Below are 10,152 nucleotides of genomic sequence, written 5' to 3'. Positions count from 1 at the left end.
GGGTACTCGACTCGATCGAGTCGAGTACCCACAACTCCAGACCAACTCAGCGGGGCGTGGGGCGGGGGGGGTGGGAGGGAGGGGGAGGGGGGCGTCGTCGTTGAGGATCAGGAGCCCATAGTGGCTTCCCATGCGGCGTGCAGCTTGGCGTAGTACCCGCCAGCGGCGATGAGCTCCTCGGGGGAGCCGTCCTCCACCACACGCCCCTCGTCCACCACCAGGACCCGGTCGGCGATCGCCACGGTGGAGAGCCGGTGCGCGATGATCAGCGCCGTCCGGTTCCCCAGCAGCCGCTGCAGCCCCTGCTGCACCAGCTGCTCGCTGGGCAGGTCCAGGGAGGAGGTCGCTTCATCCAGGATCAGCACCGCGGGATCCGCCAGGAAAGCGCGGGCGAAGGAGATCAGCTGCCGCTGTCCGGCCGAGAGCCGACCCCCGCGCTTGTTGACGTCGGTGTCGTAGCTCTTGGGCAGGTCCATGATGAACTCATGGGCGCCCACGGCCTGGGCAGCGGCGATCACGTCCTCCTGCGGGGCGTCGGGGCGGCCCAGCGCGATGTTCTCGGTGATCGTGCCGGAGAACAGGAACGCCTCCTGGGTCACCATCGCCACGTGACGGTGGTGGTCCTCCAGGGAGAGCTTCCGCAGGTCGACGCCGTCGAGGGTCAGACTGCCGGAGGTGACGTCGTAGAACCGGGCCAGCAGCTTCACCAGCGTGGACTTGCCCGCTCCGGTGCGGCCGACGACGGCCACGGTCTGTCCGGCGGGGATGTGCAGGTCCATCCGATGCAGCACCACGGGACCCTCAGACGTATAGCGGAACTCCGCCTGGGAGAACTCCACCTCGCCGCGGCAGGCGTCCAGACGCTCCGGCTGCGGGTCCTCGGTGACGGTCGGCTTCTCCTCCAACAGGCCGGAGACCTTCTCGAGCGCCGCCGTGGCCGACTGCAGGGCGTTGTAGAACATGGCGATCATGTCCAGCGGCTGGAAGACGCGTTTGGTGGCCAGCAGCAGCGCCACCAGCACACCCACCTCCAGGTCTCCCTGCAGCACCCGGAAGCCGCCCCAGATCAGCACGGCGGCCACGGTGAGGTTGCCCAGGGCCAGCAGGGCGGGCTGCAGGATCCCGAACAGACCCAGGGAGCGGACCATGTCATCCCGGTAACTGTGCGCCAGGCGCTGGTACTGCCGGGACCGCGAGGACTCACGACGGAACGCCTGCACCGCGCGGATGCCGGTCATAGTCTCCACGAAGTGGACGATCATGCGGGCCGAGGAGATGCGGGTCTGCCGGTAGGCGACCTCGGAGCGCCGCTGGTACCAGCGGCCCAGCAGGGCGATCGGCACGGCGACGGCGACCAGCAGGAGCCCGGAGCGCCAGTCCAGGATCACGATGGAGATGGCGGTGAAGGACATGAACATGATGCCGGAGACCAGCGAGCTGATGCCCTGGTCGAGCAGCTCGCGCAGCGACTCCAGGTCCGAGGTCTGCCGGGAGATGACCTTCCCGGAGGTGTAGTCCTCGTGGAAGTCGAGGCTGAGCTGCTGGGTCTTGCGGAAGACCTCGCCGCGCAGGGTGAACAGCATCTGCTGGGAGACCTCGGCGGTCATCCGGGTGTAGGCCCAGGTCAGCACCCCGGCCGACACTGCGGCGGCCACATAGGTGACCCCGGGCAGGATCATGCCGGAGCTCTGGCCCTCCATCATCCGGGGCAGTCCCCAGTCGATGGCCCAGGCGATGATCAGCGGAGTGGCGGCCTGGGCGGCCTGGGCGACCATGACGAACAGCGCGGTGATCAGCAGCTTCAGCCGCACGCCCTTCGAGAGGTGCACCAGCAGCTTCCAGGAGCGGCGGCGGATGAACTTCCGCTCCTCAGCGTCCATGTCCACCTGTTCCTCGCCCGCGGTGCCGCGCAGATGGTCGAAGCGCGGGTCCTCCGGTGAGAAGCTGCCGTGGCGGATGGCCTCGGGCACGGCGGTGCGGGTGGTGGCGGCGACGGGATCGACGTCGAACTCCGGCACATCGTTCTCGGAGCGTCGGCCCGAGGAGCCCCGATCCGCGGAGCCGCGGTGGCCGTTCTGGGTGGTCTCAGCCATGGGTGCTGACCTCCTGGATGGAGCCGGTGTCGGTGCGCTCATCGGCGGGGATGGAGTCCATGATCTCCTCGGCTTCGGGGGTCGTGCTCATCACATCCCGGTAGAGCGCTGACCGGGCCAACAGCTCCTCATGGGTGCCGACGTCGGCGATGCGGCCTTCGTGCAGCAGGGCCACCCGGTCCGCCAGGGCCACGGTGGAGGGGCGATGAGCGACGATGAGCGTGGTGGTGCCGTCGAGCACCTCGCGAAGTCGCCCGGTGACCCGTTCCTCGGTGCGCACGTCGAGCGCGGAGAGCGGGTCGTCGAGCAGCAGCACCGACGGCGCGGCGGCGATGGCGCGGGCCAGGGCGAGTCGCTGCCTCTGACCTCCGGAGAGGCTGAGGCCTTCCTCCCCGATGGCGGTGTCCACGCCGTGGGGCAGGTCCTCGACGAACTCGGCGTCGGCCGTGCGCAGCGCGCGCTCGAGCACCGCGTCCAACTCCTCCGGCCCGGGCGCGCCGTCTCGGTGGGGGTGCTGCGGGTCGTCCTCGTCACGGTCGTGTCCGGTGCCCAGCAGCACGTTGGCCCGCACCGAGGAGGAGAACAGCGTGGGGTCCTCGAAGGCGACGGCGATGCGGGAGCGAAGGTCGGCCAGGTCGAGGTCCCGGACGTCGGCGCCGTCGACACGGACGGTCCCTGAGGTGACGTCGTAGAGCCGCGGGATGAGGTTCAGCAGGGTGGAGGTGCCGCCCCCGGTGTGCGAGACCAGGGCCATGGTCTCGCCGCGTTCGATGCGCAGGCTGACGCCGTCGAGCTGGTCCCGTTCCTCCGGCTTGGCGTCCGGGTAGCGGAAGTGGACGTCGTCGAGCTCCAGGGTTCCGTGCTCGGGGACCCGCACCGGCTCCTCCGGCGAGGTGATGGTGTTCTTGGTGTCCATGACGTCGGCGTGGCGGTCGATGGCGGTCTTGGCCGTGAACGTCATGCCCAGCAGCATGCCGACGCCTTCGATGGGGCCCTTGAGCACGGCCGCGGTGGCGAAGAACGCGGCCAACGCGCCGACGGTGACGCCGGTGGTCTCCTCGTGGGCCACCTGCCAGAGACCGATGAACAGGCAGATCCCCAGCACGGTCTCGGGCAGGGTGATCATCACCAGCAGGAAGCGCGCCAGGGTGCGGGCCTTGGCGACCTCGGTGGTGCGCAGCCGGTCGGCCTGCGTCACGAACCCCTTGAGGGCGTGGTCGCCGCGCCCGAAGGCCTTGAGCACCCGGATGCCGTGCACGGACTCCTCCACGGCGGTGGCGACGTCGCCGGCTTGGTCCTGGGCGCGGCGGGAGTAGAGGACGAACTTGTTCCGGAACTTGGGCCCGTAGACGATGATCGGGATCGCGGCGGCCAGAAAGACCACGGCCAGCAGAGGGGAGAGCCGCATCATCAGGGTGAAGCCGACGATCACGCTGATCACCGAGGAGATGAACATGATCGAGCCGAAGGCGAACCAGCGGCGCAGCAGGTTGAGGTCGGCGATGGCGCGCGACTGCAGCTGACCGGCGCCCCATGCGGAGTGGAAGGATGCCGGCAGGTCCTGGAGCTTCTCGAACAGGCGGGTGCGCATGGCGGTCTCCGCATCCGAGGCCGGCGGGAGCACGAAGTACCGACGCAGGAAGAACAGGAAGGCCTCCAGCAGGCCCAGAGCGAGGATGATGCCGGCGGCGGTCCAGACGGCCGAGGCCTCGGCGCCTTCGGCGAGCACGGAGTTGACCAGCACCTGGAGGACCTGCGGGATGGTCAGCGCCACGATGCCTGCCCCGACGGCGGAGATCAGGCCCAGGGTCCAGCGCAGGCGGATGCCCTGCAGGTAGGGGTTGAGGCGCCCCAGCGCCTGCCACAGCGAGCGGCGGCGGGTGGAGTTCTCTGATTCCAGGTGTCTTGCGTCTCGTTGCATCAGACAACTAATCCTAGTCTAAAGGAGTGGGCGGGGGAACTCCTTGGGGCGGAGAGCTCCTGGTCTGCCGGGCATGCCGGCGGGGCGGTCCCGACGGCGAGGTGCCGCGCTGAGGCTGGGCGGAGCCGTCGCTGGAACGGCACCGCCGCTGGAACGGCACGGGAGCGTTGGTGCCAGTGCGCACCAGAACCCCTCCGGTGGCACCGGTGCAGTCACGCCGCTCCCCGGCTGCGGGGGCCCACGGGCCGGGGCGTCACGCGGCCGGCTGCGCGACGGGACCGATGGCCCTGGATGACGTGGTCACGCGCCGTGGGGACGTACCTGGTCATGGGTCCGTTCCCGGCCCAGCGGCACGTCGTACCTCGCCCCGTCGTACCTCACCTCGTCGTGCCTCGCCTTGTCGTGGCTCGCCTTGTCGTGGCTCGCGTCGAGGTGCGGCGCTTCGAGATGCCGCACTCCGAGGGGCTCGACGCCGCGGTGCCTCATTCCGCAGTGCCCAGGCCCGTCGGCTCCACTTCGTGCAGCGCCGGCGGGGGTCCGTCCATTCCCCGCCCCGCTGTGCATCGGTGATTCTGGGAGGAGCATCGGTGGTTCCAGGCGGAGCGCTGCACCGTCCGGCCTGGAGGGCACCCCATCCCCGTCAGAACAATCGCGCGTCAGGTCTCCCGTGTGACACATGCTACCCCTCCGTGCTGACAGATTCCTCCGGCGGGCTCCGGCGCACGGGGTGCATGATTCCCGGAATATCATCGACAGGCCTGGTCAGCCGCGGTGTTGAGGCCCTGGACGGTGGTTTCCTGCAAGAACTACTGTGGACGGCATGACGCGAGGACATCAGTCCAGCGAAGACATCAGCCCAGCGAGGGGACCCATGACAGAGCAGATCGGCGCCGGTGGAGGTTACCCGGGGAGCCAGAAGTCGCGGATGGATCCGACGGCGCGCCGATGCGTGGGGTGGGCCGTGGCCTGCCTCGTGATCGGTTCCCTGGTGGTGGCCATCTTCCCGCCTGTGCTCATGTGGCTGGCGACGTCGGCCGGGCAGCCCGGCCAGGTCCTGCTCACCGTCGTCGAGCCGGTGGTGTCGATTCTGCGCTGGTCGCTGTTCCCTCTCGGCGCCGCGCTCATCGGGGCCGCCGTCGTGATCCAGTGGCTGGCCACCCGGCTTCGGTTGGAGGTCCGTCAGCGCCGCTGAGGCCCGAGCCGCACGTCACCGGTGGGGGAACAGATCCAGCACAGTCGCCTCCGGCGGGCAGTTGAACCGGATCGGCGCCGTGGCCGAGGTGCCGATGCCGGCGGAGACATGCAGCGGCACCTTTCGCCCGCCGGTGGAGGTGACCGTGGACAGGCCGCTGGCCTGCGTGGTCGGCAGATCGCAGTTGGTGGTCAGCGCACGGCCGCCCGGCAAGCAGACCTGGCCGCCATGGGTATGGCCGGACAGGATCAGGTCCGCGCCCGCGTCGGCGAATCGGCTCAGTATGCGCGAGACCGGAGCGTGGGCCACACCGAGGCGCAGAGCCTTCGACGACGCCACGCCTCGCGGCCAGCCGGAGAACCGGTCGCGTCCGATGTGCGGATCGTCCACCCCGCTGAACAGCACCGGAGTCGCGCCCACCGTCATCGCGTGATGTCGGTTGCTCAGGCTCACCCAGCCCGAGGCCCCGAAGGCGGCGAACAGCCGCCTCCAGGGCAGCTCCAGCCGGTCCGGCTCGTGTTCCGAGGGCGCTCGCAGGTAGCTCAGCGGGTTCTTCAGCCGCGGACCGTAGTAGTCGTTCGACCCCGGCACGTAGACCCCGGGGAATCGGCGCAGCGGGGCCAGGGCCTCCAGAACCTCGTCCACGGCGTCCGGGTGGGAGAGGTTGTCCCCGGTGTTGACCACCAGGTCAGGCTGCAGCTCGGCCAGGGCCCGCAGCCACGCGAACTTCTTCTCCTGGCCCGGCACATAGTGGATGTCGGAGATGTGCAGGATCCGCAGCGGGACCTGCCCCGGGGGTAGGATCTCCAGCTGCTCGAAACGCGTGGTGAATCGGGTCAGGCCTACACGATGCGCATAGGTCATCAGGCCGGCCCCGACGACGGCGCCCACGCCCGCCGCAGCCAGGCCCCACCGGGTGGCGGTGCGCAGGCTGGACGGAACGGCCGACGAGTGGCGGGAGGGCAGCCGCGAGGGCAGGGACGGATCAGGCGTCGACGGGCTCATCGTGAGGAGGAGCTTCAGTCGTCGTCCGAGTCGGAGTCATCTCCGTCGTCGTCGCTGTCGCTGCCGTCACTGTCACTGCCGTCAGCGTCGTCGATGTCCGGGACGTCGTCGCTGTCGGAGCTTCCGCCGCCACGCTCGGTGCCGTCGTTCTCCCAGGAGTAGCGGTCGGAGGACTCCGGGTCGTCCCAGGGGGAGTCCTCGGGCTCCGGGAACTCGTCGGTGGAGTAGTTCGGGGCCACCTGGTTCATGTAGTCCAGCCACATGGGCCCGGCGATGATGGAGCCCCACACGTCGTCGAAGAAGACGCCGCCGATGGTCTCGCCGTTCAGGGAGTAGTCCTCGCCCACTCCGTTCGGGTTGCCCACCCAGCTGGCCGTGGACAGGCCGCGGGAGAAGCCGATGAACCAGGTGGAGGACTCGAAGTTGTTGGTGCCGGTCTTCCCCGCCATCGGGAACTGCGGGTCGCCGTCGGCGGTGCGATCTTCGGCGATGCGGATGAGCGTCTCGTTCAACTGGGCGACGACCTCCTCATCGATGACCTGCTCGCAGTCAGCCTCCGGGGTCTCGTACGTGTTGCCGTTGGTGTCCGTCACCTCGGCGATGGCCCGGGGACGGCAGTATTCGCCGTCGTTGGCCAAGGTGGCGAAGGCGCTCGCCTGGGTCAGCGGAGAGACCTCCTGGGCGCCGAGCACGAACGACGGGTGGCTCGGGTCCAATCCGCTGCCATCCCGTGCCGAGTGGTATCCGACGCGGTTCATCAGCCCTGTGATGTCGCACAGGTCGAGCTCGTGGGCGGTGGCCACCGTGGCCGTGTTAATCGACCAGTAGAGGCCGTAGTCCACGGTCATCTCACGCTTCATGTCGCGGATGGCGTTGTTGATGGGCCAGCGGTCTGTGTTCCGGGCGATGCCGTTGTCCAGGCAGCTCGCCTCCCACGACTCCAGGGCCGGATACTCGTCGACGCTCGCGTCGATCTTGTCCCCCATGGAGTTGCCGTCCTCCAACCAGGCAGCGGCGACGAACGGCTTCAGGGTGGAGCCTCCCTGGAAGCCACCGCTGCTGCCGTAGTCGAAGTCAGTGTTGTAGTTGACGTTCGTCCCGCCGGTCTGTTCGGTGTCGTACGGCGTGTTCTGGGCCATCGCCTTGACCTCACCGGTGCCCGGCTCGACGGAGACCAGCGCAGCGGCGGCTTCGGAGGGGTCGCCCGCCGGCACAGCGTTCTGCGTCTCCTCTTCAGCAGCCTCCTGGGCATCGGGGTCCAGTGTGGTGGTGATGCGCAGGCCGCCGCGCTCCAGCAGCTGCTCACGGGAGGCGCGGTCCGGGCCGTAGGCGTCGCTGCTCAGGAACAGCTCGACCACGTAGTCGCAGAAATGGTTGGCCATGGAGGCGTTGAAGCAGCCGGCGCTCTCCGGGTTGGGGTCCAGCGACTCCTCGAGATCCACCTCGACGGCGTCCTCGTACTCCTCCTGCGTGATGTAGTCATTGCGCAGCATGGCGGAGAGCACGGTGTTGCGACGGTTCTCCGCGGCGTCGGGGTTGACCAGCGGGTTGTAGCCGTTCGGCGACTGCACGATGCCGGCCAACGTGGCGGCCTGGGCGACGTCCAGATCCGCCGCGGAGACGCCCCAGTACGCCTGGGCGGCCGCCTCCACGCCGTAGTTCCGCCCACCCAGGAGCACGATGTTCAGGTACCCCTCGAGGATCTCGTCCTTGGTCATCTCCTGCTCGATGGAGACCGACAGCTTCATCTCGCGGAGCTTGTCCGCGTAGGTCTTGGAGCCGGAGATCGTCAGACGGTCCTCGCCGCGGAGGAAGTCCGCATTGATCAGCACGTTGTTCACGTACTGCTGGGTGATGGTGGAGGCGCCCTGCTGGGAGTCCGAGGTGACGTTGTGCACCATCGCACGGCCCAGTCCGCGGGCATCCACACCGCCGTGCTCGTAGAACCGCTCGTCCTCGATGGCGACGATCGCGTCCTGCATCTCCTGAGAGATGTCCTCGATGCCCACCGGTTTGCGGTTCTCCGCGTAGAACTGGGCGATCTCCGTCCCGTCCTCGGCGAGGATGTGGGAGGGCACCGACAGCGGCTCCTCGCGCAGCTCGGCCGGCAGCTGCTCGAGCATCTCAGAGCCGGCCGCCGCAGCGGCACCGCCGGAGGCGGCGAGGGGGAAGATGAGACCCGCGGCCAACACACCGCACAGCGCGCTCACGCCCAGGAAGGACATGATCTTGCCGAGCGTCGTGGCAGTGTCGAAGAGGGGGGATTTACGGGGCGCCATAGGCTCCATGGTAGCGGGCACGGTCAAACCCGTCCCTGGGAGGTTCCTGGAGGATAGGCTGGACGCATGACTTCAGTGACCCAGTGGGAATACGCCACCATTCCGCTCATCATCCACAACACGAAGGCCATCCTGGACCAATGGGGCGAGGACGGCTGGGAGCTCGTCACCGTGCTGCCCGGCCCGGACGGCAACGCCCCGGTGGCCTACCTGAAGCGGCCGAAGAACGTCTGACCCGCGCATCTGACCGCACGTCTGATCGGAGCCCCATGACTGAGACCAGCCAGACCAGCACCGTGGAGGCCCGCCTGGCGGACCTCGGCCTCACCGTGCCCGAGGTCGTCCCGCCCGTGGCCGCCTACCAGCCGGCCGTCGTCGCCGACGGCGTCGTCTACACCGCCGGCCAGCTCCCGCTGGTGGACGGGACGCTGCCGCTGACCGGCAAGGTGGGCGCCGAGGTCACCGAGGAGCAGGCCTACGACCTCGCCCGGCAGTGCGCCTTGAACTGTCTCGCCGCGCTGAAGCACGCGGTGGGAGACCTGGACCGCATCACCCGCATCGCCAAGGTGGGCGGATTCGTGGCCTCCGCACCCAGCTTCACCGGTCAGCCGAAGGTGCTCAACGGCGCCTCCGAGCTGTTCGGGCAGGCCTTCGGAGACCTGGGGCAGCATGCCCGCAGCGCCGTCGGTGTGGCCGTCCTGCCGCTGGACACCCCGGTCGAGGTCGACGTCATCGCGCACTTCCGCTGAGACAGCCCGCCCACACGCGGAGATCGTCTCTCTGTGAGAGATCGTCCGTCCATTCAGGGGCGATCTCTCACAGAGAGACGATCTTCGGGTGGTCGTCGACGTCGCGCACGTCCGTAGACACGACGAAGGGGACCGGAATCGTCCGGTCCCCTTCGTCGTGTCCACCCTGCGGCGGGTGGTGCGTGTGCTGTGTGGTCAGCGCGATCGCTGGCGGATCCGCTGGATGTCCAGGATCACGACGGCGCGGGCTTCCAGGCGCAGCCAGCCGCGCTGGACGAACTCGGCCAGCGCCTTGTTCACGGTCTCGCGCGAGGCGCCGACCAACTGGGCCAGCTCCTCCTGGGTGAGCTCGTGGGCCACCAGCACGCCGTCCGGGGCGGGACGGCCGAAGCGGTCTGCCAGGTCCAGCAGAGCCTTGGCCACACGGCCGGGGACGTCGGAGAACACCAGGTCGGCCAGGGACTCGTTGGTGCGGGTCAGGCGCTTGGCCAGAGCCTGCAGCAGCTGCACCGAGACCTCAGGGGTGGAGGTGATGACCTCGCGCAGGCTCTCGTGCTTCAGGCCCGCCAGGCGGGTCTCGGAGACCGCAGTGGCGGTGGCGGTGCGCGGCGCCGGATTGAACAGCGCCATCTCGCCGAAGATCTCGCCCGGGCCGAGCACGGCCAGCAGGTTCTCGCGGCCGTCCGGAGTGGTGCGGCCGAGCTTGATCTTGCCCGAGACGATGAAGTAGAGCTGATCGCCCTGGTCACCCTCGTGGAAGATGGAGCTCCCGCGGGAGAGATCGACCTCGGAGAGCTCCGCGGTCAGTGCGGCGAAGACGTCGTCGTCGACAGTCGCGAACAGAGGCGCGCGACGCAGTACTTCAAGATCCATGGTCTTCCGTTCTTCCTCTCCGAGATGCATGCTGTCTCGC

At 68.9% G+C, this 10,152-nt stretch carries 8 protein-coding genes; 3 read left to right on the top strand and 5 right to left on the bottom strand.

The features are described from left to right. Window positions 1–107: 107 nt before the first annotated feature. Together SD455_RS11855 and SD455_RS11850 are read right to left on the bottom strand one after the other, a co-directional pair. Window positions 108–1,880, bottom strand: a complete 1,773-nt coding sequence (locus tag SD455_RS11855; protein ID WP_445508223.1) for an ABC transporter ATP-binding protein — start codon at window positions 1,878–1,880, stop codon at window positions 108–110. Window positions 1,881–2,085: 205 nt separating this feature from the next. Continuing rightward, the gene (locus tag SD455_RS11850; protein ID WP_445508221.1) at window positions 2,086–4,014 is read right to left on the bottom strand and encodes an ABC transporter ATP-binding protein; all 1,929 of its coding nucleotides are present in this window, start codon (window positions 4,012–4,014) and stop codon (window positions 2,086–2,088) included. A gap of 871 nt (window positions 4,015–4,885) precedes the next feature. Between SD455_RS11850 and SD455_RS11845 the strand changes: the two genes are divergently transcribed. Further along, window positions 4,886–5,206, top strand: a complete 321-nt coding sequence (locus SD455_RS11845) for a hypothetical protein (protein WP_139827607.1) — start codon at window positions 4,886–4,888, stop codon at window positions 5,204–5,206. A 15-nt stretch (window positions 5,207–5,221) separates the two neighbouring features. Here SD455_RS11845 and SD455_RS11840 read toward each other — a convergent pair whose 3' ends face one another. Together SD455_RS11840 and SD455_RS11835 are read right to left on the bottom strand one after the other, a co-directional pair. Further along, a complete protein-coding gene (locus SD455_RS11840; RefSeq protein ID WP_083277488.1) occupies window positions 5,222–6,211 on the bottom strand; it encodes a metallophosphoesterase in 990 nt (329 codons plus the stop codon). A gap of 14 nt (window positions 6,212–6,225) precedes the next feature. Next, entirely contained in the window at window positions 6,226–8,490 is a 2,265-nt protein-coding gene (locus SD455_RS11835) for a transglycosylase domain-containing protein (protein ID WP_139827608.1), read from the bottom strand. A 66-nt stretch (window positions 8,491–8,556) separates the two neighbouring features. Between SD455_RS11835 and SD455_RS11830 the strand changes: the two genes are divergently transcribed. Next, window positions 8,557–8,724: a hypothetical protein gene (locus tag SD455_RS11830; RefSeq protein ID WP_170922583.1), complete on the top strand. Its 168-nt coding sequence runs from the start codon at window positions 8,557–8,559 to the stop codon at window positions 8,722–8,724. Between the two features lie 35 nt (window positions 8,725–8,759). Next, window positions 8,760–9,239, top strand: a complete 480-nt coding sequence (locus tag SD455_RS11825; RefSeq protein WP_070160101.1) for a RidA family protein — start codon at window positions 8,760–8,762, stop codon at window positions 9,237–9,239. Window positions 9,240–9,434: 195 nt separating this feature from the next. Here the strand turns inward: SD455_RS11825 and SD455_RS11820 are convergent, their stop codons facing one another. After that, on the bottom strand, window positions 9,435–10,112 hold the full coding sequence (locus tag SD455_RS11820; RefSeq protein ID WP_070160133.1) for a Crp/Fnr family transcriptional regulator: 678 nt from the start codon (window positions 10,110–10,112) through the stop codon (window positions 9,435–9,437). Between the last annotated feature and the right edge of the window lie 40 nt (window positions 10,113–10,152).

The organism is Nesterenkonia sp. K-15-9-6 (genome assembly GCF_052656005.1).
Note: the sequence above shows the minus strand (reverse complement) of the source record. Positions and strands in the feature narration are given on the sequence as shown.

Bases quoted from the DNA above. Each gene is read 5' to 3' on its own strand.
- SD455_RS11835 (WP_139827608.1), bottom strand. From the start codon at position 8,490: ATGGCGCCCCGTAAATCCCCCCTCTTCGACACTGCCACGACGCTCGGC.
- SD455_RS11825 (WP_070160101.1), top strand. From the start codon at position 8,760: ATGACTGAGACCAGCCAGACCAGCACCGTGGAGGCCCGCCTGGCGGAC.
- SD455_RS11840 (WP_083277488.1), bottom strand. From the start codon at position 6,211: ATGAGCCCGTCGACGCCTGATCCGTCCCTGCCCTCGCGGCTGCCCTCC.
- SD455_RS11820 (WP_070160133.1), bottom strand. From the start codon at position 10,112: ATGGATCTTGAAGTACTGCGTCGCGCGCCTCTGTTCGCGACTGTCGAC.
- SD455_RS11855 (WP_445508223.1), bottom strand. From the start codon at position 1,880: ATGGACGCTGAGGAGCGGAAGTTCATCCGCCGCCGCTCCTGGAAGCTG.
- SD455_RS11845 (WP_139827607.1), top strand. From the start codon at position 4,886: ATGACAGAGCAGATCGGCGCCGGTGGAGGTTACCCGGGGAGCCAGAAG.
- SD455_RS11850 (WP_445508221.1), bottom strand. From the start codon at position 4,014: ATGCAACGAGACGCAAGACACCTGGAATCAGAGAACTCCACCCGCCGC.
- SD455_RS11830 (WP_170922583.1), top strand. From the start codon at position 8,557: ATGACTTCAGTGACCCAGTGGGAATACGCCACCATTCCGCTCATCATC.